A 22,536-nucleotide genomic window follows, 5' to 3' on the forward strand; every position below is an offset into this window, starting at 1 on the left:
GTATAACATAACTTACATAGGATTTTGGAGGTAGAATCCATTGACGAATTGAAAGATCAAAAGAAGAGGATGAGGAAATGATTCATCTGGTTCATCCTTTTCTTATCATTATTAATGCCGCTCTTTTATTTTTTTGATTTTGCCTTTTCAATTTTTACTCCATAACTAATACTTTTAATGTGGGACATAGAAAGGCGCACAATTTCCCCATTATTGATCAAAAAAACAAAATCTTTATTTACCTCACAGAGTACTCCCTCTAACTTCTCAGGACCGCCACGATTAATTTTTATCCATTTTAATTTCAATGTGTCAAGAAGGTCTTGGAAATTAGCAGCTTTTTTAAACTTGAAATCTTTTGGAACTTTAATGTTGAATGCCATCTGCTCCTTCATATTATCTGTAAAACTTTTAATATGAGATGTATTGTAGTAAACGACCCCATCTTCTTCCGTGAGAAGGACGATAAGATTGTCACTTACATCCAGTAACTTCCCAATTCTGGATTCTGGTCCACCTCGATCAATTCTGATTACTTTCCCTATAAAACATTTCATGATGTCTTTATTCATAAAAAATTTTCCCCCTTAAAATAATTAATTATATCTATACTGCATCTATATGTATCACGGAATGATGTTGTCCTAATAAATTAGCCTGTTTATTTATAACTTAAGAGAAAAAGAGGTAATTAAAATGATCCCTTTTTAAACCTTTAAATTTTTTGATTGAAAGATAAGAGTAGATGTCGCAAAATCTACTCTTGAACAATAGAGCTATAAAGGCTAGGCTAGAGTAGAATGGAACAACGATAAAGTAGGTGGCAAATTTGGAAAAAAGGTATTTTACGATAGGTATGGCAGGGCATATAGATCATGGGAAAACGTCGTTAACGAAAGCGTTAACTAATGTAGATACAGATCGTTTAAAAGAAGAAAAGGAACGTCAAATTTCAATTGAACTCGGATTTGCGCCTTTATATGAAGATAATGAAATTCAAATTTCTGTAATTGATGTTCCGGGACATGAACGGTTTATCAGGCAGATGATAGCTGGTGTAGCTGGTATAGATCTAGTAGTACTTGTCGTTGCAGCAGACGAAGGTGTTATGCCGCAAACGAGGGAGCACTTGGATATTTTGAAATTTTTAGGAGTTAAAAATGGTTTAATCGCTATTTCAAAAATTGACCGGGTAGAAGAAGAATTTATCGAGCTAGTGAAAGATGATATTTTGGAGGAACTTACTGGGACCGTCTTTGAGGATGCACCGTTTGTTTTAGTAGACAGTCTTTCCAAAAAAGGGATCGAAGAAATTAAAGAATTAATCATCAAAATGTTAAAAGAACAAGAAATGCGAGATGCAAAAGGGGCCTTCCGTCTGCCAATTGATCAAGTATTCACGGTTAAGGGTCAGGGGACTGTGGTTCGAGGTACTGTTTATGAAGGAACGGTCGAAGAGGGACAAACACTTAAGATTATGCCAAAAGGTATTGAGGTAAGAGCGCGGCAGATTCAAGTACATCATAATCCGGCCGAGAAGGCCTATGCTGGACAACGGACGGCGATTAACCTTTCAAGTGTTGCAAAGGAAGAGGTAGAACGGGGAGATGTGCTTGTATCGTCTGAACATTTCCTTGTTACGAAGACTTTGGATGTTGCTATTCGTGTGGTTGAGGACCTAGAGCATATGGTTAAACAACGGATGCCAATTAAGCTTCATCTTGGAACAGCTGAGGTAATGGGGCGGATTGTCTTTTTTGACCGCAATGAAATCAAGGAAGAAAATGGTGAAATCCTTTGCCAACTGAGGCTTGAGGATGAAATTCTTACAAAACGAGGTGACCGCTTTATTCTACGCAGGCCAAGCCCGCAAGAGACGATTGGCGGGGGTTGGGTGATTGACCCACGCGGAGATAAATACCGGTTCGGCATTCAAACCATCGAGGATCTTGAAAAGAAAAAAGTCGGCACACCGAACGAGCGAATTTCTGCTGCTTTAATGGAAGCGAAAAGTTTACCCCTACATGAGTTGATCAAACGAACTTCCCTAGATGAAGCTACCTTAATTGAGTACTTATCGGAAGCAGAATTTGTTTTATATGATGGAAAAGAGTATACACTCCAGCAGTTGATCGATTCGATAGAGGAAGATATCTTTGATAGATTGCAGGATTATCATCAACTTCATTCGATGAAGATTGGGATCAATAAAGCAGAGCTATTGCAAACAATGCAAAAAAGATTTCCTAAATCACTGCTAGATTATGTTTTGGAAAATGGAATGACAAATCATATTTTTCACAGAAAAGGACAGTTTGTTTCGTTGGCAAGTTTTGTACCACATGTACCAAAAAACTGGGCGAAGCGGACTGAAAATCTAATTAATGGATTGCAGAGGGATGGATTAAAGGTTCGTAACCTAAAGGAATATTTTGCTGATGCCGGTATTCCTGACAATCTTGAAGCTGATTTACGACGCTTTCTTGAAGAGGAAGAACAACTTATCCAATTGGATGTACAGTTTGCTTATCATGGGGAAGTATTTAAACAAGCCGTGGATAAACTGCGCAGCCATACAGGTTCTGAATTTGAGGTCGGGGATGCAAAAGATGTTCTTGAACTGTCACGAAAATACATGATTCCGTTTTTAGAAAAATTAGATGCATTAGGATTTACAAAGCGAGTGGAAAATAAGCGAGTTTGGAAAAAATAGCCAAAGAGCCTCGATCCTTTGATGGGAAAGAGGCTTTTTACTTTTTAAGATAGAAACTCTGCAGGGTTTAGGCCGAGTTCACGACAGATATCGCTAACCATTTGTTTTTCATTGTTGTCAAAATTTCCATCTGCATAGCCAATGGCGATGCAATAACGAGCGACAAGACGAGCAATTTCTGGCTTAGTTCTGATTTTTCCAAGGGCACGAAATGCCTCGGCACGACCAAGCATCCGATCATTTTCTATTCTAGAAACAAACATATTGAATTTTTGGAGGACCTTATTTGTATCAAACACTCGTAATTCTTCACTTTGATGGACGAACTCAGTCATTTTCTGGCGTTCAGAAGCATCCAAGTACCCGTCTGCCATCGCCACTAATGCACAGGCTGCGACCACTGCTTCGAGTACATCCTGGCTTTTATATCGATTAAAAAGTTCTTGTGCTTTTTTCTTTTGATTGTTTGCCCACTCCGCGTAATCTGTTTGCGAAGGGGACCAGTTGTTGCCACAGCTATTACATGAGAACTTTAGTTGATTTTTTCCAATAAAACCACCCAGTAAACCGACAGGGCCAAGGATTAACCCGCCTATTGCTGCTTTACCAAGACCGAACCCTTTCTTTCCTGTCCTGACATTTGAGGAATGGCAGCGTGGACAAATGATATCATCTCCACCATACGATTGGTGAGAATTTGCTGAAGCAGGATAGGACTGTGTCGGATATCCGTAGGCAGGCTGCTGCTGATAAGTCGATTCTGGCTGAAGATGAATGGGCTGCTGATACGAATTTGAGCTTGATTGGTTTGGTTGATATGAATTACTTTGTTGAAAAGAATTAGGATTTGTTTGGCTTGGTTGGTATGGATTACTCTGATGATATGAATTAGGGCTTGATTGGTAACTTGTTGGCTGAGACGGCGGCGGTGTTTGCACACTTGCAGGTGGGTCGTCAACGGTAATACCAAAGTTACCACATAAAGCAGCTAATCCTCCTTGGAAGCCACTGGCAATTGCATTAAACTTCCATTCACCGTTATGACGGTAGAGCTCCGCTGCCACAATTGCTGTTTCAACCGTGAAATCCCGTCCAAGGTTAAATCTCAATAATTCTTCATTTGTTTGCTCATTAAAAATACGCACATAAGAATCAGAAATTTGTCCGAAATTTTGCCGTTTCGCTTGCGCATCATGGATCGTAATTGTAAAAGCAATCCGATGAATTTGGGAAGGAACCTTGTTTAAATCAATCCTGATCTGCTCATCATCCTGGGCTCCTGCACCAGTTCGATTGTCACCGCTATAGATAATGGAGCCATTTCCACCTGCCGGATTATTATAAAACACAAAATCCTGGTCACTGTTCACTTTTCCAGTTTGCCCTAATAAAAATGCAGAAGCATCTAAATCAAAATTGGACCCTTGTTGACTAATGTTCCAACCCAAGCCGACAACGACGTTTTGCAGTCCAGGGTGAGATTTTGTTAAATCTACTTTTTGCCCCTTGCTTAGTGTAACACCCACTTTTTTCACTCCTCTTGATTATTTTCATATGTACATTATAAATGTATTTTTGAAAAAGGGAAAAATTTCATGACAGATAAGTTTCTTCATTGTTTATACCACACTTTATGTACGATACAGGTGTGAAAAAGTTTCAAAAATATATAAAGCCATAAAAAAGCATGCTGATCAATCTTACTCTCAATTAAGGAAAAGTTAAGAAATAAACATAATAATGGGTGTAGATTAGATTATTTGTCTTCCTGGGAGGAATTCAGGACGGAAAAGGAGCAGGTATAGATGAAAAAATGGATAATTATTGTAGGCAGTATACTCGTTGTTGGTTTCGTTGGTTATCGATGGGATTCATTAAAGTTAGGTACACAAACGGTGTCAGCTCAAGTCAGAACAGCGGTTGTTCAAAAAGGGACGTTAAACGTCAACATTAGTGGTTCGGGGACAGTTCAAGCGGTAACGAGTGAAGATATTAAATCAACGTTTAATAATAATGAAGTTGATGAAGTACTTGCAGCTGTGGGGGAGAACGTAACCGAAGGAGATGAATTAATTACTTTTTCGGATGGAAGTGACCCTATAACAGCACCCGCCACTGGCGTTCTTACGACAATCGCAGTTTCCGCAGGAGAGCCAGTAACAAATGGACAAGTTGTTGCCCATGTCACAAACTATAAGCAATTACAAACCGTGGTCCAAATTGATGAGCTTGATATATCCAAAATTAAAAAGAACCAGCCAGTTGACCTAACCATTAATGCGTTTCCTGATCAAGTATTTACTGGTAAAGTATCTGCAATTTCTGAAGACGGAACATCATCGAACGGAGTCTCCACTTTCGATGTTACCATTCATATTGACAAACCAGATCAGCTTAAAGTCGGGATGAGTGCGGAAGCAAGAATCTTAACAGAAAGTAAAGTTAATGCCCTTTATGTTCCACTTGATGCTGTATACACATCAAACAAGAAGAAATATGTCATAGTCAATTCGAAGAGCACAGATAGTGACACCTCAGGAGCAGAGGAAAATATAGTTCAAACGGGCATCGCAAATGAAGATTATGTGGAAATAACAAAAGGAGTATCGGAAGGAGAAACAGTAAAATTACCTCAATTAGCAAAAGCGAGCTCGTCAAATAATTCAAGTAGTAATTCCCAAAGCAGTGTTTTTGGTGGAATCGGAAACGTGGGCGGAATGAACCGGAACTTTGGAGGTCAAGGAAAATTTGGCGGTAGGGGTGGAAACTAAGCAGGAGGTAATTTTAGCTTCCCAAACATCTCTTTTAAATGAAAGGTAAACAGCGGACATGTCCTTTGTTACGATTGCTTTATTTGCTATATAATTATTTTTAGATACAAACTTAGGAGAGATCGACAATGCGCTTATTAGTTGTGGAGGATAATCTTCCTTTATTGGAATCGATTGTTCAGCTTTTATCAGATGAGTTTGAAGTGGATCAAGCATCCAATGGTGAGGATGCCTTATTTTTAGCGATGCAGAATATCCATGATGTTATTGTATTAGATGTCATGATTCCTGAGATTGATGGGTTCGAAGTTTTACGTACGATTCGAAAGGAAGGATTAAAGATTCCTGTCCTATTCCTTACTGCAAGGGATTCCCTCGAAGATCGTGTCAAAGGCTTAGATAGCGGGGGAGATGATTATTTAGTTAAACCATTTCAAGCAGCAGAATTGAAAGCCAGAATCCGTGCCTTATTAAGAAGAAGTGGCAGCTTAACAACCAATCAAACCATTCAATTTCGCGGCATTGAATTGTTAGGGAAGGAAAGAGATATTGTCGTCGATGATGAGCAGTTAAAACTCACGGCCAAGCAATATGAGTTATTAGAATTTCTGATTCAGAATAAAGGCGCCATCCTAACGAAAGAGCAAATCTATGACCGTGTATGGGGCTTTGATTCGGATACAACAATCGCTATAGTTGAGGTATTCATGCACCACCTCCGTAAAAAATTAGAACCATCAGGCTATCATACCGATATTAAAACCATTCGTGGCGTAGGCTATATGTTGAACGAAGAATAGGGGCATCTCATGTTTCGGCAAACACTTATTAAGCTGACATTTTTAAATTCATTAGTCTTTATTGTACTTATCAGCGCACTCGGAAGCGTTATTTATTTTTACACAGAGAATAAATTATATAGAGATGTAAACCAATCGCTCTATGAATCGATTGAACATTTTCAAAAGCAGCCGGGGGGACCAGGTGAAATTCGTGGGGACGATGGGGGGCCTATTCCAAGATTTATAAGGAGAGATCCCCGGATATTAACCCTAATCTGGGATGAAAATAATCAGCTCATGTCGGATCAAAACCGTGATTCTGAAATTTTTCAAGATAATGAGAAGCTGATTCGCCCCAAAACATTAAATACCCTTAAGGATGTTGATGTAGAAGATTTTTCGTTTAGGTATATTGCTTTCGAAGTGGATCATCCTCAATTAGGAAAAATCACTGTTCAATTCATCCGTAATGTAAACTCTGAACAAAAATTACTCGAAAGACTATTGTTGATAATGCTGATTGGAATGGGAGTTGGAATCATTTGTGCAGTTGTGTCTGGTTATTTTTTAGCGGGAAAGGCACTTGTCCCGATTAAAAAGGCTTGGCAAAAGCAGACAGAGTTTGTTTCCGATGCTTCGCATGAGTTAAGAACCCCATTAGCCGTCATCCAAGCAAAAACGGATTTACTATTTCGGTCTCCCGCTGCAACGATACAGGACAAAATTCTTGATGTATCAACGATTTCAAATGAATCTAGGCGACTTTCCAAATTAGTCACCAACTTATTGACATTGGCGAGATCGGATTCTGACCAAATTGAAGTGAAAAAGGAAACGTTCCATCTAAATGAACTTTTAAAAGAAATCCATCAACAATACGAAGAAATTGTTATGTATCAAGAAAAATCACTTCGGTTAGAAGCAGCTGAACCTGTTACCTTTTTTGGTGATAAAGCGAGAATTCATCAACTTACCGTCATACTACTGGACAATGCGATGAAATATACGATTGAAGGAGGAGAGATCCTGCTTTCGTGTGGACATACTCATTCGTCTATTTTCCTTAAAGTAAAAGATAACGGAATTGGTATTCCTGAAATGGATATCCCTAAAATCTTTGACCGCTTCTATCAAAGCGATAAAGCTAGAACGGCTGCCGAGGGAACAGGATTGGGCCTGTCGATTGCCAAGTGGATTATTGAGAAGCATCATGGAAAAATAAAGGTACAAAGCACCCTTGGAAAAGGGACAACAATTGAAATTACTTTTCCAAAAACTCAAAAAAATTGAATTTGTTTTTTCTAAACAAAAAGCACACGAATGAAGTTGTCGTGTGCTTTTTGCATTCTTATTCAACAATAATTGTCCCTTTAAACATTTGCATCCCGCAGCTAAAGGTATATTCTCCGGACTTATCCGGAGTTAAGGTTAGTTTTGTTGTTCCAGTTTTTAGGTTGACATTGTTAATATTAAAATCAGGAATCATAAAGGTGGATATACAATTACTACTATCCAATGGATTTTTAATTTCTAGTTCTACTGGTACACCCTTTTTCACTCGAATAACATTAGGCGTGTACCCCTGTGTGGTTATTTCCATCTTTACAAGTGGCTTGCTTTCCTTTGACACATCAACTTCCGTTTTGGGAACCTCTTGACTAGTAGCAGCTTGTTGAGTTGTTGCTTGAGTTGTTTTACTTTGACCTGGAATTTCGACCATATCACTGCTGTACATAAATAAAAATAATGATACTATCACAACGCCTCCTGCGATGATCGCAAAGGGTGAGAGCTCTTGTGTATCAAGGGATAATTTATTATTCGATTCCACGAAAATATACATGATTACGAATCCGATAATTAATATATAAAAACCTAACAAGATTCCAAGTAAAATAGTAGGATTAATAAATTGAAGAAAGGCACCGAGAATAGCTCCAATGATCCCGCCCATTAAACCAGAAATTGATCCCATTAGGATGGCTAATATTCCAACGGGGTGTCCAGCTAAGAACCCTACGACGAAACCAATAATCATACTGACTCCGACTACTAGAAAAATCTCACCGGAAATGATGCCAATGATACTGCCGGTCAGTAACCCTGTGATTACCGCAATGACCATACTAATCATAATCCCAGATGTATTGGCTAGCTTATTTTTATGACGGTAAACAGAATAAATGGAATATCCGGTACCAATGGCAACTACAATCGCCGAAATAATCGCAAAAATATTCATTTTATGTCTCCTCAGATGTGTATGTTTTATTCATTAAATAATTTACAACATATGAGTATTATAAATGGAAATGACCCATTCAAATTTGTATTTTTAGTGATTAATATGAACGTTTTATGAATATTATTGAGGTTAAATTAGGATATGGAATAGTAGGAGATCGATTTTATTCTTTATTTTCTTTATCAAGGGTATTTTTATAAATTCTTTTCATGGCCTCATTCTGCATTTTGATATATTCAAGCAGAAATTCTTTTTCTTCTTCCTCTTGTTGGAGATCATCCTTTTCTTTTTCCAAGTAAGCCACCCCATTTTTTCTAATTACTAGCATTTTAACTGATTTATTTAGACGTTTAAAGTAAATTTGAAAGAAAATTGCTCGCTTCAGCAATATATTCCATAAAAAAATTGACTTTTTTTATAATGAAATATATAATTTTCAAAAATACTATTGAAACTGTGACGGGGATTAGTAAAGTGAAAAGGTCTTACCAAGAGAGGAAACCAATGGTGCGAGGTTTCTTAAGACGGTCATTTGAACCTGCCTCTGAGTTCTGTATCGGATACATATGAAGATACATGCGGATAATGTCCGTTATCATGGAAAGTGTATAAAGCTTTTTGCTTTATGAATTTAGGGTGGTACCGCCAGGCCTTGGTCCCTTTTTTGAGGATCAAGGCCTTTTTGTGTAGAAATGCGGAAGCGTCCGTTACTTATTTAAAAAAATTTAATGAGGTGTCAAACATGGCAAAAGAATTTGTAAAAGATGTAACTGCAATGGACGATGATTTCGCCCAGTGGTATACCGATGTGGTAACAAAAGCTGACTTAATTGATTATTCAAGTGTTCGTGGCTCGATGATTATTCGACCATATGGCTATGCTTTATGGGATAATATAAAAAATGAATTGGATCGCCGTATAAAAGAAACGGGGCATGAAAATGTTTATATGCCTTTGTTTATTCCTGAAAGCTTGCTGCAAAAAGAAAAAGATCATGTTGAAGGTTTTGCACCAGAAGTGGCATGGGTCACACATGGCGGGTCTGAACCATTAGCAGAACGATTAGTTGTCCGTCCTACATCAGAAGTTCTTTTTTGCGAGCATTATAGTAACATCATCCATTCTTACAGAGATCTGCCAAAGCTTTATAACCAATGGGCAAACGTGGTCCGTTGGGAAAAAACAACCCGTCCATTCTTACGGACATTAGAGTTTTTATGGCAGGAAGGTCATACCGCGCATGCAACTGACGAAGAGGCTATGGAAGAAACCATTAAAATGCTAAATGTTTATGCCGCAGTTTGTGAAGAAATCCTTGCGATTCCAGTTGTAAAAGGACAAAAAACGGAAAAAGAAAAGTTTGCAGGTGCGAAAGCTACTTTTACGATAGAAAGCTTAATGCATGATGGAAAAGCATTACAGTCTGGTACATCCCACCACTTCGGCACAGGATTTGCCGAGGCATTTAACATTCAATATACAGACAAAGAAGGAAAGCTCCAATATGTGCATCAAACCTCTTGGGGCTTCACCACAAGGATTATCGGTGCCTTAATCATGGTGCATGGCGATGACCGCGGCCTTGTGATTCCGCCAAAAGCTGCACCAACTCAAGTGATGATTGTGCCGATTGCTCAGCATAAAGAAGGCGTTCTTGATTTTGCCTATGAGTTAAAAGAGACTTTATCAAGTGTTGTACGTGTAGGGATCGATGCTAGTGATAAAAAGCCAGGCTGGAAGTTCAATGAATATGAAATGAAAGGTATTCCAGTCCGTCTTGAGGTGGGACCTAAAGATATCGAAAACAAGCAAGTGGTTTTAGTTAGACGCGATACTTTAGAGAAAGTGTTTGTTCCGCTCGACCAATTAGAAACGAAGCTTGTTGAGTTATTAGATGAAATTCAAACAAATTTATATAATAAAGCACTTACTCATCGTGAAGAAAGAACCACTGTTGCTGTAACACTTGATGAGTTAAAGCAATCACTCGAAGCAAAACCAGGTTTTATCAAGGCCATGTGGTGCGGCGAATTAGCTTGTGAGGAAAAAATAAAAGAAGATACAGGGGCAACATCTAGATGTTTGCCATTCGAGCAAGAAAAAGTATCTGACAAATGTGTATGCTGTGGAAAAGAAGCCAATAAAATGGTTTATTGGGCAAAAGCTTACTAAAAATAGCAAACTTTCAGGCTCTTCCTGGTTAGGAAGAGTCTTTTTTATTTTATATTGTGCTGCAACAGTGAACGAAATTAAGTTTATGAGCGAATTTAAGCGAATTTATTTATTGAATGGGCGAATTTCTTGGTTTTATGAGCGAATTTATTAGTTGAATGGGCGAATTTCTCAGTCAATGAGCGAATTAAAATTTTGGCGTATCAGCGGATTTTTCTATCTGCCAATCTTCCCTTTCTATTAGCGAATCGGCTCCTCCATATTTTTTTCTGAAAAAAGGAATGAACAATGATCGTAGCGAATTGTTTATATTCAGAAGGAGGAAAGGTTATGAAACCAATACTACTAGACTTTCCCAATCAATTTTACACAGAAAGATTATTCATTCGCATGCCACTACCCGGAGATGGTAAAGCTGTTTACCATGCAATACAGGCATCATTAAACGAACTAAAAGATTGGATGCCTTGGGCCCATCGGGAGCAAACCGAGGAAGATGTAGAAGTAAACATGCGTGAGGCACATGCTAAGTTTTTAACTCGCGAGGATTTGAGGTTACATATCTTTAATAGGGAAACAGGAGAATTCATCGGTTCTTCTGGATTGCACAGGATCAATTGGAATATCCCTAAGGTTGAAATAGGTTACTGGATCGATACACGCTATACCAGGCAGGGGTATATAACGGAAGCGGCAGAGGCGATAACGAAATTTGCCTTTAATGAACTCAAAGCAAAACGGGTTGAAATTCGTTGTGACTCAAAAAATATCAAAAGTCGGGCCATTCCTGAACGCTTAGGGTTTACCTTAGAAGGCATTTTAAGAAGTGATGAAATGTCTGCGGACAGAAAAGATCTACGTGATACATGTATTTATGCAAAAATAAGTAATAATTAATACAGCAAAAGAGTACTGATTTTTCAGTACTCTTTTGCATGAACTTATTGAAAAACTCTATCTACAGGGATTTAATCAAGGAAATATCTTTTTAGATAGAATTTAGTAATCGCCAAATATTCGCGGGAATAGGATTTTACCACAGCAATCCATGGTGTTTCTGCTGGGAGTCCCTGTACCTGTAGGCCATAATCACGGGCAATTGAGACTGCCCGATATAGATGAAAATTATTTGTAACCACAAGACCAAGCTTGGCACCTTCGGGAATAAGCTTTTTCGAAAAATTAATATTTTCATATGTATCAGTTGATTGTTCCTCTAAGATAATTCGATTCTCGCTAATTCCTTGTTTCTTAAGTTCTCTCTTGATGGATTCAGCCTCGGATATTTCTTCACCAGATCCTTTCCCCCCAGAAGCAATGACGAGTGTATCTTGGTTTTTCTTTAAATAGTCTGCAGCGGCATTTATTCTGCTCGCAAACGCTAAGGAAGGGACGGTTCCTTTTACCCTTGCCCCGAGGACAATCAAATAGTCTGCATTTTTAGGTGTTTCCATGTTACTATATTGACTAATTTTAATTTGTAATATGCCAATGTAAATTAAACCTAAAGCCACGAAAACTCCCAACAACAAGAACACTCTTTTCTTATTTTTCATGATTTCAAATCCATTTCAAGTTTTTTTCACAACTAATTAAACCTATTATACAAAATAATAGATTAAGTTGGTGTGAAATACTAACATATGTTGAATTTAAAAAAGGACGATCCCCCAGTCCTTTCCTTTTCATTATTCACAAACCCACGACAGTCCAAGCGTTCCTACCCCAGTATGCACGCCTGCCACAGTAATCAGCATCATTAATTCAGTTTGGATATCAGGGAATGTTTCGTTGACTAAATGTTCAAGCACGGCAGCTCTCTCGATATCATTAGCATGAACGATAGCAACTTTCCTAACATTCGCTGTTTCCAAGTCTGTTTGTAAATTATTAATCAACCAGGAAATCGCTCTTTTTTCGGTGCGAACCTTATCTTTAATCTTAGCGCCACCGTCTTCAATCGCTAAAATCGGCTTTATATTAAATAATGAAGCTAGTATTGCTTGGCCTCCGGATACTCTGCCGCTTTTTTTGAGTTGGTCCAGATTTGAGGGGACTAAATATAAGCGTGTATTGTCGCGTAGTGCATTTAATTCTGCGACAACCTCACCGCTCTCATGTCCTTGTCCTACAAGTTCGATCCCTTTTTTTATTAAAAAAGAAAGAGGGTAGGAACCTGTCATGGAGTCGATAGGAAACAGTTTAAAATCAGCCATTTCTGCTGCCATTACAGAGGTTTGAAACGTCCCTGATAAGAGACTAGAAGCATGAAGAGCTATTCCGTAGTCATAGTCTTCCTTTAACCTTGTATAAAGTTCCACAAAATCACCCAGGCAGGCTGGGTGGTTTGAAATTTCGAATCCTCATGTTTCATTCGCTCATAAAACTCTTTTTGTGTAATATCTATTGTTTCCTTGTAGGATTCTTGGTTAATTACAATGTTAAGTGGAACTACATGTATATTATTTTGCTCGATAAACTCTTTGCTTAGCGAAGCCGTTGTGTCAGTAATCCATGCAATTTTTGCTGCATTCATGTTAATCCTCTTCCTCCAGTGAAATCTCTTATTTCTATATCATATAATCTCAATATTACTCATTACACATGTTAGTTTTATTCCCTTTGTTTTGATAACTAGATTCAACATTACAAGAAGGAATATTAACCAACAAGTTATATTTGTCATGTTAAAATATGAAAACTTTGTGAAGTTTTTAGGAGAGAAACCCCAAAAAGGACCTAGTTCGAATTGTTCAAAAATAGTAGTCTGTGATTTAAATCACTTATTTTGTGCGTTAAATATCATATAATCACTATGGAAACAGTGAAATATATAGGGAGTGTTAAAAATGTTAGATCAAAAAACAATAGAAATAATCAAATCAACTGTACCTGTTCTAGAAAAACATGGGGAAACAATTACAACTCGATTTTACCAATTGATGTTTGGCAACCATCCTGAATTACTAAATATATTTAATCATGCTAATCAAAAACAAGGCAGACAGCAAAAAGCATTGGCTGGAACGGTATATGCCGCTGCCATGTATATCGATAATCTGGAAGCTATTCTTCCAGTAGTGAAGCAAATTGCACAAAAACATAGAAGCCTTGGCATCTTGCCTGAACATTACCCGATTGTCGGAAAACATCTACTGCTAGCGATTAAGGATGTATTAGGTGATGCAGCAACAGACGAGATTATTGACGCATGGGCTCAAGCATATAATGTAATAGCAGATGTTTTTATCAGTGTAGAAGCAGAATTATATGATGAAACTGAAAATCAACAGGGTGGCTGGAACGGCTTTCGTAACTTTAAAGTCGACCGTAAAGTAGTTGAGAGTGAAGTGATCACCTCGTTTTACTTAAAACCAGAAGACAATAAAGGAATTGCCAATTTTACCCCTGGTCAGTATATTAGTATCAAGCTAGAAATAGCAGGTGAAAAGTTCACACATATTCGTCAATACAGCCTTTCAGATGCTCCAGGTAAGGACTATTATCGAATCAGTGTTAAACGCGAATCTGGGACTGAAAATCCAGATGGAATGGTGTCCAATTACTTACACGACGGAGTGAACCAAGGAGATATTTTAAAAGTAAGTGCTCCTGCAGGGGATTTTGTTCTTGATACTAATAAGAATACTCCTGTTGTGTTACTTAGTGGGGGCGTTGGTTTAACACCAATGATGAGTATGTTAAAAACAGTCGTTGAAGTCCAGCCAGAACGTAAGGTAACATTTGTCCATGCAGCTGCGAATGGGAATGTACATGCACTAAGAGACGAAGTAGAAGAGATATCAAAGCTTGAAAACGTACATTCCTATTTCTTTTACGATTCACCAACAGAAGAGGATTGCAAGAATAACCGCTTTGATGTTGAAGGCTATGTAACCCGTGAGTGGCTGAAAGAAAATATCACAACCAAGGACGCCGATTTTTATTTCTGTGGACCTGTTCCATTTATGAAAGCTATTAATCGTTCATTAAAAGAATTAGGAGTAAATCAAGAAAGAATTCACTTTGAATTTTTTGGTCCTATGGGGAATTTAGAAGAATAACAGAGAAACAAGCCGATTTCTAATAGAAGTCGGCTTTATTTTTGTAGTGAACTTACGAACAGCCTTTCAAAAATATAAATTTGAAATCTATAAGTCGATAACTATATTAGAGAAGTTTGGTTAAAATACCAATAAGAATTAATGCCATATCAATTCCAAATATCCCTTTTAGGAAAGGAGCAAACATTATTGCATTTTTTAATGACGATTATAAACGAGTACGGGTATCTTGTTCTTTTTCTTTCCATTACACTTGGTATATTTGCACTTCCGATTCCTATGGAAGCAATGTTGGCATATGCAGGGTTTTTATCCTTTCTTGGAAAGCTTAATTGGTTTGGAAGTATACTCGCTTCTGCAGCTGGTTGTACGCTTGGAATGTTGCTTTCCTATTGGGTAGGCTATAAGCTTGGGATTCAATTTTTTGAAAAGCATGGGAAGCGGCTGCATTTAGAGCCAGATCGTTTGAATTCAATTTCAAACTGGTTAAGAAAATATGGCAATAAACTATTAATCATTGCCTTATTTATTCCAGTATTTAGGCATTTTATCGGTTATTTTTCTGGGGTCACTCGTTTACCAATTAGGATTTATACCTTGTATACAGGGCTTGGGTCAGCGATTTGGGTTTCGAGTTTTATCTCATTAGGAAAAATACTTGGTCCTCAATGGGAAGTTTTTTTTGAAATCATAAGGAAATATTTAATTTTAACCAGCGTGGTTCTTATCATTTTAATTGTAATTATTTATGGGATTAGGAAATTAAGGAATGTAGTTATAGAAACAGGAACGAAATAGGAGAACAAATTAAGATCAAAGGAGTCCTCTCAACGGTTCCTTTGATTTTTATTTAGAGTAAATAGTTGTAGAAGTTAACAATTTTCGAACTTTATGTATTTTATACGATATATGGTCCTTGAAAGTTTGATTCATATCTCAACTATGATTAAATTAAATAAAGAAATGGCCAGAAAGGATGTTATTTAATGAATAAAAATGTCATACGTTCGATCACGGGCATAGCTGTATTATTTTGCCTCCTCTGGCTGATCGGGCTTGGTTGGGCGGTAGGGGAATTTTATGCTGGAAAACCAGAAAAGGTTCCAGAAGCAAAAACCGTTTCCAAGGTGGAAAATAAAAAAGGGTTAACCATCGTGGCGTTAGGTGATTCGTTAACTCGAGGAACAGGCGATGAAACCGGAAAAGGATATGTGGGTGTCTTGATTGATGAAATCAAGGGAAAAACAAAGCGTCCGGTACAGCTTACCAACCTTGGTATCAATGGTCAAAGATCTGGATCTCTAAGGAAGCAAGTACAGGAAACAGAAGTAGGGCGCCAAATTCAAAAAGCTGATATTGTCCTAGTGACGATTGGCGGAAACGACTTGTTCCGCGGGGGGCAAGGCTTAAGCGATTTTAAAGCTGAAGATATTGCAGCGATTGAGAAGAAATACCTGGATAATTTGAAGTTTGTTTTTGAGCAAATACGTAAAAACAATACAAATGCCAATGTGTTTTTCATTGGTTTGTATAATCCATTTATTGAATTAGAGCAGGGAAAAGAGATGTCAAAAGTGGTCCGCCACTGGAATTACGATAGTGCAGAAGTCAGTGCTTCTTTTCCAAAAATCGTGTTTGTACCAACCTTCGACTTGTTTGAGTTAAAAGTGAATGACTACTTATATTCCGACAAGTTTCATCCAAATTCAAAAGGGTATCGTTTAATTGCCGAACGGGTAGCTTCATTGCTTACCTGGTAAGGAGAGGAATTCGATGGAGAAAAAAATTACACTATCTGTAAAAAATCTTAAAAAAGTAATTGGAAAAAAGGAAATTATCAAGGGATTGACTTTCGATTTACGGGAAGGAGAGGTATTTGGCTTCTTAGGCCCAAATGGAGCAGGGAAAACAACGACGATCCGCATGCTTGTTGGATTAATCAAACCCACATCCGGCAGCATTCACATTTGTGGCGCGAATATAGAAGAGAATTTTCAAGAAGCAATGACCAATCTTGGTTGTATTGTCGAGAATCCAGAATTATATCCCTATCTTTCCGGGTATAATAACCTCCTTCATTTTGCCAGAATGCTCGAAGGAATCGGAGAACAACGAATTAAAGAGGTTACTAAACTTGTTGGTTTAACAGAAAGAATTCATGATAAGGTAAAAACCTATTCTTTAGGGATGAGACAACGTCTTGGGATTGCTCAAGCCTTATTAGGGAGACCAAAAGTGCTGATTCTTGATGAGCCAACTAATGGGTTGGATCCGGCAGGAATCCGTGAAATGAGACAATTTATAAGGTTTCTTGCAGAGGATGAAGGCTTAAGCGTCTTAGTTTCCAGTCATTTGCTAAGCGAAATTCAACTTTTGTGTGACCGTGTCGCGATTATTTCAAAAGGGACGATTATACGAACGGATACTGTCCATCAACTGCTAGCAAATCGCGAAAGAGTCGTTTGGCAGGTTCATCCGCTTGAGAAGGGTAAGGAAGTATTAAGTTCGTTAACCAAAATTGATGTAACAGAAGATGGTACCATACTGACAGAATTTAATGAACAAAAGATACCTCTATGGAATAAGCAGTTGGTTGAAGCAGGAATTGCTGTGACTGAAATGAATCGAAAAATGCCAGTCCTGGAAGATTTATTCCTCGAACTTACGGGGGGTGATACGATTGAATAAATTGATTCAAAATGAAATGATGAAACTGATTGCCAAGAAGCGGCTTATTGTTATTGCTATCATTATTGGCGTTCTTGTCATGTTATTTACATATGCACAATATAAACAAGTTCAAACACAACGAGAAAAATTGGGAACTAGTGATTGGCGAACAATTTTACAACAGCAAATTGTTGACACGACCAATCGTTTGAGCAGCAGTCGGATTACCGATGAATGGAAGAAACAACTGCAAATATCCCTGCAACAGCAACAATATTATCTGGATCATGATATTAATCCTTCTGAGCCTGGTGCACCAACGTTTATGAGGATTTTCTTAGAAAACTCGATTGATCTCTTTATTCCATTAATGGTCATGGTCATTGCCAGTGATTTGGTTTCATCCGAGCACAGTTTAGGATCAATTAAACTGCTTTTGACGAGGCCGGTCAAACGATGGAAGGTACTCTTAAGTAAATATTTGACTCTTTGCTTAGCCATTTCTTTAATTATTGCGATCGCAGGAATCCTTTCTTATTTGATTTCTGGTTTGGTGTTTGGGTACAAAGGCTGGGGAGCACCCATTTTAACAGGCTTTAATGTGACCGAAACAGGCTTAAATACTTCAGAAGTCAAACTTATGGGGCAATGGAAATTTTTATTAATGGACTTTGGACTGGTCTGGTTTGTCTCTATTGTCGTCGGTACCTTATCCTTTATGCTGTCGGTTTTGATTCGCAGTACGGCTGCCGGCATGGGTGTCATGCTTGCCTCTTTAATTTCAGGAGCTATATTAACGAACATGGTATCCTCCTGGGAATCTGCCAAGTACTTTTTTATGGTTAATTTACGGTTAACCGATTATATGAAAGGAACAGCACCTCCGATTGAAGGCATGGATCTTTCATTTTCCATCCAAATCCTCTTTGTGTGGTGGGCAGTTGCTTTATTCGTTTCATTTTTTGTCTTTACTAGGAGAGATGTCTATTAGAGAAAGCTATTTCCGTGTTTGCGGGAATAGCTTTTTTATTGGGTGCGTTAAAGGTCATAGTTGATTTTTATAGCCAAGTTGATTGGAGCGTAAGGCGCGAATACTCCTGCGGGAGGACGGGGCAGGGGAGACCCCGGAGGCTCCACGGACCGCTCGCGAACCGCACGCGCCTGGAATGGAAATCAACAGCCCAGTTTAACCGATTAAAATTAAAAAAGTTCCAACTTGAAAGAATATTATAAAATTAATAAAATATTAGAGAGGATAATTGACAAATGGAGGAGTGTCTATGTCATTTGCAATAAAAAAGATCGATCATATTCAACTTGCTGGCCCAAAGGGCTGTGAAGAAACCGCGAGGGAATTTTTCAATGGAATTCTGGGATTAATTGAAGTTGAAAAGCCAGCAGAATTAAAGAAACGCGGCGGGGTTTGGTTTGAATTTGGGAACTTTCAACTTCACATTGGGGTAGAGGAACCATTTTCACCAGCTAAAAAAGCACATCCTGCATTAGTGGTAGAAAATATCGAGGCTTTAAAAGGTCATCTACGTGATAAGGGAGTTTTGTATACAGAGGACGATCTACTTCCAGGGGCGAGCAGAATTCATGTACATGATCCGTTTGGCAATCGACTTGAATTATTAGAATGGCTCTAGAAATTCCTTTGAGATATAAATACAGCTCCACTCCAGAAATTTGGAATGGGGCTGAATGCCTTAAATTGGGGGATTGAAGGCACATTTCTTAGGGATGATTCTATTCAATTTCCAGCAGGGAGAGGGGACCCCAGCCGGAAGGAAATAAGCATAAATAATGGTTAGGTTTACTGACTGGCGCTTGTTGCAAGGCCACCTGTGCAGTCGGGGCCAGGGCAGATTTATCATCCTTCATGAATAATGAGCAGTCCCCGATACTAAAAACATTTTTCGTGTCCTTAACGCGAAGATAAGAGTCGACAGCGAGTTTGCCTTTTTCAATTGGTAACCCCCATTTTTGAACATTTCACATGAGGATTATAAAAAAATAGAGCGAATGCTCTTGTTATCTTGTGAAATATTTCACATATCTTCTCTGTTTTTAGAATACGATAATCCAAATAAAATCTCAAGTGTTTAATAACTAAATATTTGTCAAAATGGTAAATTTTTTTTGCCCAACTGGGAATGATAATTCCGTACCGTTAAAAAAAGGTTTATTTTACTAATTAAAAAATCGGAAGGAGATAATTATGAAGTTTAAAATGTTACTTTTATCATTAGGATTATTATTGTCTGTGCCTGGAATGGCTGGAGCAAACCAAACGGTGCCTGACACCAATAATGGGGGACAAAGGGAAAAAGCACCTTGTAATTGTAAAGAGGGCAGAGAGCATCATATGATGCATAAAGATTGGCAAGCAAAGATGGCGGAAAGAGAGAAAATGCTTCTATCATGGGTAGACCAGTATACTCCAGATAAAAAAGGCGAGTGGACAACCGTCCTTGCGGAAAAGAAAACACTAAGTAACCAATGGATGAGTCCTGAAAATGCTGAAAAACGTGAGCAATGGAAAAAAGAAAAAATGGCGAAAATAGAAGAACTAAAAAAACAATTTGATGCAGGTAAGTTAACAAAAGAGGAATTTATAAAACAGGCACATGGCGGAAAAGAAATGTCACATTGGAGGACATTCCATAAATTAAGGAATGCCGTTGAAAAGAAAGACAACAAACAGGCCGTGTTACTTCTAAATCAACTGTTAGATCAAACAAAACAGCATAATCAAAAAATTAAAGAATTACTGAAAAAGTAATGAGCTTCTATCGAAAAACTAATTCAAAGGGATTAGTTTTTTCTTTGTTTAAACAGTTCAATCTTCAATTATTCAACCTCTTCATGATGACAAGATGTCAATAATTACTGCTGTTAAAATAACTTAATAAAGGGAATATTTAAGAATGATAAATTCCGAGGAGGTTTGAAATGAGAAGGAAAAATTTAATGATGACCACCGTTGCACTAGGTGCTGCATATTTACTTCGTAATCCAAAATCCAGGCAAAAATTAATGAATCAATTTCAAGCATTTACTAAAAAATAATCCAAAAAATAAACATCCCCTAAATCCGTTGATGGGGATGTTTTTAATGATGAAAGAAATTACCTATGATTGACAACAATAATTCATAAAACTTATTTTTTTAAACTAATTGTTTCTTGTTTAATCTCTTTGATTTCCTCTTTTATCTCTTCCTTTATATCGTCAGCAATTCCGTCAGTCGCCCTTTTAAATTCGCGAATCGATCTGCCAAAAGCACGGCCAACTTCAGGAAGTTTGTTTGGACCGAAGACGACCAAGGCTACGATTAAAATCAAAATTAATCCTGGTACTCCAATATTAGAAAACATATTTACATCTCCTAGTGATGAATGCTATATAACTAGTGTCTATTATACCTTTTTTATCTTTAATTGTACAAAATTCGAATGGAATAGAAAAAAACGTTGAAACACTGCACCAGTTTGAATATTCCTATTGAATTAATTCTGATTGAACGTAATGATATAGCAGCTTTGACGTGTTATCAATGGATGATTCGTGTGTACGCTCGAATGCATGTGATGAATCGATGCCAGGTCCGATTAGACCATGAACAATATCATGACCAGAGCGGATCGCTGCTGAGGCATCTGAGCCATAAAAAGGATAGATATCTAATTTGTATTGGATATTGTTTTCTTCTGCTAGTCGAACTAAGTTTTTTCTCAACTCATAATGATAGGGTCCACTTGCATCCTTCACACAGATCGAAACAGTATACTCATCTGTCGATTGTCCGTCGCCCATTGCTCCCATATCGACCGCTAAATATTCCACCGTTTCAGGCGTGATATTTGAGTTTCCACCATATCCGATTTCCTCATTGTTAGAAATCAAGAAATGGGTTGTATATGGCAGGGTAATATTTTCAGTCTTAATTTGCTTTATTAATTGCAGGAGAATGGCCACACTTGCTTTATCGTCCAAATGGCGGGATTTAATGTAGCCGCCTGGAGTTACTTCTACACGTGGGTCAAATGAAACAAAATCACCGACCTCAATTCCCAATGCACGAACATCTTCAGCAGTATGTACTTTCTCGTCAATTCTAATTTCGATATTTTCCTGATTTCGCTCAGCTTTTCCAGCATCTTTATAAACATGGACTGATGTTTGGTGCATTAAAATGGTTCCAGTATATTTTTTGCTGCTGCTGGTTTCGATTTGGCAATATTCTCCTTCAATCGAGTTATATTTAAAACCGCCAATCAAGTCAATTTTCAAGCGACCATTTGACTTTACTTCCTTTACCATCGCACCGAGAGTATCCACATGTGCCGTAAGCATGCGGTGCTTACTTGAATCACTACCTTCAATTGTGGCTATTAAACCGCCTTTACGATTTCTATAGGTTTTAATTTGTAACTCAGCAAGATATTTTTCAACAAAGGTAATCACTTCATTTGTGTTTCCTGATGGGCTTGGAATGGATACCAAATCAGTGATTAATTTTAACGTTTCTTGTGGATTTATAGTAGGCAAAGCAAATACCCCTTTCTGTTTTCTTTCTCTAATATTATACATAATTACGAAAATGATGTGTCTTGATACGATTATTATCAACTTTTCCTTAGGTGATGCATAGGTTAACAAGTATTAAATTTTTTTTAAATAGGAATAAAAAATGGTGGTATGGGCATGAATGGAACTATTCTAACTATTTAAAAAACTAATTGAATAATCACCAATGGGAGGAGAAAAAGTTGACCAGAGCCGAATTATACCACTCTAAGCCTAAGCAATCATCCTTTAAGGGTCTATTTTTTTTCATATTAGCTTGTATTGTATTAACCGCCGGTTTTTTTGTTTTTCGTTATTTCTATCAAAACACAATCCAAATTGAAGCACCAATTGAAAATCCGGGACCAAAGGTGGTTATCCATCTTCCAAACGGACAAAAGGTCTATACGTATGAGAATCTAATTTTTGAAAAGGATGGGAAATCCTATTATAAGGGTGAGCGCAACACGATTGATTTAACAGGGGGAACTGTTGACTTTGAAGAGTGGAAATAAAGTAGAAGTCAAGAAAGACTAGCAGCAGCTA

At 37.7% G+C, this 22,536-nt stretch carries 23 protein-coding genes and 1 other annotated feature; of the genes, 14 read left to right on the top strand and 9 right to left on the bottom strand.

Annotated elements, in window-relative coordinates:
- Positions 1-125: 125 nt before the first annotated feature.
- Positions 126-572: a hypothetical protein gene (locus CCK98_RS12050; protein ID WP_088086804.1), complete on the bottom strand. Its 447-nt coding sequence runs from the start codon at positions 570-572 to the stop codon at positions 126-128.
- A gap of 257 nt (positions 573-829) precedes the next feature.
- Here CCK98_RS12050 and selB point away from each other — a divergent pair, with 257 nt between their 5' ends.
- Entirely contained in the window at positions 830-2,713 is a 1,884-nt protein-coding gene (gene selB, locus CCK98_RS12055; RefSeq protein ID WP_088086805.1) for a selenocysteine-specific translation elongation factor, read from the top strand.
- Between the two features lie 44 nt (positions 2,714-2,757).
- Here selB and CCK98_RS36805 read toward each other — a convergent pair whose 3' ends face one another.
- A complete protein-coding gene (locus tag CCK98_RS36805; RefSeq protein ID WP_088086806.1) occupies positions 2,758-4,239 on the bottom strand; it encodes a TerD family protein in 1,482 nt (493 codons plus the stop codon).
- A 279-nt stretch (positions 4,240-4,518) separates the two neighbouring features.
- Here CCK98_RS36805 and CCK98_RS12065 point away from each other — a divergent pair, with 279 nt between their 5' ends.
- From CCK98_RS12065 to CCK98_RS12075, 3 genes are all read left to right on the top strand, one after another.
- Complete coding sequence (locus CCK98_RS12065; protein WP_088086807.1) at positions 4,519-5,484, top strand: efflux RND transporter periplasmic adaptor subunit; 966 nt, start codon at positions 4,519-4,521, stop codon at positions 5,482-5,484.
- 128 nt (positions 5,485-5,612) lie between these two features.
- The gene (locus tag CCK98_RS12070; RefSeq protein WP_088086808.1) at positions 5,613-6,284 is read left to right on the top strand and encodes a response regulator transcription factor; all 672 of its coding nucleotides are present in this window, start codon (positions 5,613-5,615) and stop codon (positions 6,282-6,284) included.
- Between the two features lie 9 nt (positions 6,285-6,293).
- Positions 6,294-7,556 carry a cell wall metabolism sensor histidine kinase WalK gene (locus CCK98_RS12075; protein WP_088086809.1) on the top strand — a complete coding sequence of 421 codons (1,263 nt, stop codon included), beginning with the start codon at positions 6,294-6,296 and terminating at the stop codon, positions 7,554-7,556.
- 58 nt (positions 7,557-7,614) lie between these two features.
- Here the strand turns inward: CCK98_RS12075 and CCK98_RS12080 are convergent, their stop codons facing one another.
- Both CCK98_RS12080 and CCK98_RS36205 read right to left on the bottom strand, forming a co-directional pair.
- Positions 7,615-8,508, bottom strand: coding sequence for a cupredoxin domain-containing protein (locus CCK98_RS12080; protein ID WP_088086810.1), 894 nt, complete (start codon positions 8,506-8,508; stop codon positions 7,615-7,617).
- 166 nt (positions 8,509-8,674) lie between these two features.
- Positions 8,675-8,806: a hypothetical protein gene (locus CCK98_RS36205; protein ID WP_256942324.1), complete on the bottom strand. Its 132-nt coding sequence runs from the start codon at positions 8,804-8,806 to the stop codon at positions 8,675-8,677.
- A gap of 152 nt (positions 8,807-8,958) precedes the next feature.
- Positions 8,959-9,175, top strand: a binding site (T-box leader).
- A gap of 78 nt (positions 9,176-9,253) precedes the next feature.
- Here CCK98_RS36205 and proS point away from each other — a divergent pair.
- On the top strand, positions 9,254-10,684 hold the full coding sequence (proS, locus tag CCK98_RS12085; RefSeq protein ID WP_088086811.1) for a proline--tRNA ligase: 1,431 nt from the start codon (positions 9,254-9,256) through the stop codon (positions 10,682-10,684).
- 330 nt (positions 10,685-11,014) lie between these two features.
- On the top strand, positions 11,015-11,581 hold the full coding sequence (locus tag CCK98_RS12090; protein WP_088086812.1) for a GNAT family N-acetyltransferase: 567 nt from the start codon (positions 11,015-11,017) through the stop codon (positions 11,579-11,581).
- Between the two features lie 71 nt (positions 11,582-11,652).
- On the opposite strand, the gene CCK98_RS12095 is transcribed toward CCK98_RS12090, so the two are convergent.
- From CCK98_RS12095 to CCK98_RS12105, 3 genes are all read right to left on the bottom strand, one after another.
- Complete coding sequence (locus CCK98_RS12095) at positions 11,653-12,240, bottom strand: YdcF family protein (RefSeq protein ID WP_088086813.1); 588 nt, start codon at positions 12,238-12,240, stop codon at positions 11,653-11,655.
- A 132-nt stretch (positions 12,241-12,372) separates the two neighbouring features.
- A complete protein-coding gene (locus CCK98_RS12100) occupies positions 12,373-13,005 on the bottom strand; it encodes a DegV family protein (RefSeq protein ID WP_179195776.1) in 633 nt (210 codons plus the stop codon).
- On the bottom strand, positions 12,984-13,220 hold the full coding sequence (locus tag CCK98_RS12105; RefSeq protein ID WP_088086815.1) for a DegV family protein: 237 nt from the start codon (positions 13,218-13,220) through the stop codon (positions 12,984-12,986). Before CCK98_RS12105 ends, CCK98_RS12100 begins: the two co-directional genes overlap by 22 nt.
- Positions 13,221-13,533: 313 nt before the next feature.
- On the opposite strand from CCK98_RS12105, the gene hmpA reads away from it, so the two are divergent.
- The 7 genes from hmpA to CCK98_RS12140 all read left to right on the top strand — a co-directional run bounded on the left by hmpA (position 13,534) and on the right by CCK98_RS12140 (position 20,203).
- Positions 13,534-14,748, top strand: a complete 1,215-nt coding sequence (hmpA, locus tag CCK98_RS12110; RefSeq protein ID WP_088086816.1) for an NO-inducible flavohemoprotein — start codon at positions 13,534-13,536, stop codon at positions 14,746-14,748.
- Positions 14,749-14,937: 189 nt separating this feature from the next.
- Positions 14,938-15,546 (top strand): DedA family protein, encoded by a 609-nt coding sequence (locus tag CCK98_RS12115; RefSeq protein ID WP_179195777.1) that lies wholly within the window; start codon positions 14,938-14,940, stop codon positions 15,544-15,546.
- A gap of 188 nt (positions 15,547-15,734) precedes the next feature.
- On the top strand, positions 15,735-16,508 hold the full coding sequence (locus CCK98_RS12120) for an SGNH/GDSL hydrolase family protein (protein ID WP_088086818.1): 774 nt from the start codon (positions 15,735-15,737) through the stop codon (positions 16,506-16,508).
- 13 nt (positions 16,509-16,521) lie between these two features.
- Positions 16,522-17,436: an ABC transporter ATP-binding protein gene (locus tag CCK98_RS12125; RefSeq protein WP_088086819.1), complete on the top strand. Its 915-nt coding sequence runs from the start codon at positions 16,522-16,524 to the stop codon at positions 17,434-17,436.
- Positions 17,429-18,409, top strand: coding sequence for an ABC transporter permease (locus CCK98_RS12130; protein ID WP_088086820.1), 981 nt, complete (start codon positions 17,429-17,431; stop codon positions 18,407-18,409). Before CCK98_RS12125 ends, CCK98_RS12130 begins: the two co-directional genes overlap by 8 nt.
- Before the next feature lie 289 nt (positions 18,410-18,698).
- Positions 18,699-19,067, top strand: a complete 369-nt coding sequence (locus CCK98_RS12135) for a glyoxalase (RefSeq protein WP_088086821.1) — start codon at positions 18,699-18,701, stop codon at positions 19,065-19,067.
- A gap of 572 nt (positions 19,068-19,639) precedes the next feature.
- Entirely contained in the window at positions 19,640-20,203 is a 564-nt protein-coding gene (locus CCK98_RS12140; RefSeq protein WP_088086822.1) for a hypothetical protein, read from the top strand.
- Between the two features lie 379 nt (positions 20,204-20,582).
- Here the strand turns inward: CCK98_RS12140 and CCK98_RS12145 are convergent, their stop codons facing one another.
- Both CCK98_RS12145 and CCK98_RS12150 read right to left on the bottom strand, forming a co-directional pair.
- A complete protein-coding gene (locus tag CCK98_RS12145) occupies positions 20,583-20,798 on the bottom strand; it encodes a twin-arginine translocase TatA/TatE family subunit (RefSeq protein ID WP_088086823.1) in 216 nt (71 codons plus the stop codon).
- A 124-nt stretch (positions 20,799-20,922) separates the two neighbouring features.
- Positions 20,923-22,014, bottom strand: coding sequence for a M42 family metallopeptidase (locus CCK98_RS12150; RefSeq protein ID WP_088090382.1), 1,092 nt, complete (start codon positions 22,012-22,014; stop codon positions 20,923-20,925).
- Between the two features lie 179 nt (positions 22,015-22,193).
- Between CCK98_RS12150 and CCK98_RS12155 the strand changes: the two genes are divergently transcribed.
- A complete protein-coding gene (locus tag CCK98_RS12155) occupies positions 22,194-22,505 on the top strand; it encodes a hypothetical protein (RefSeq protein WP_088086824.1) in 312 nt (103 codons plus the stop codon).
- The last annotated feature ends 31 nt before the right edge of the window (positions 22,506-22,536 follow it).

Source organism: Bacillus sp. OV166, from assembly GCF_900177675.1.
Lineage (GTDB): Bacteria > Bacillota > Bacilli > Bacillales > Cytobacillaceae > Neobacillus.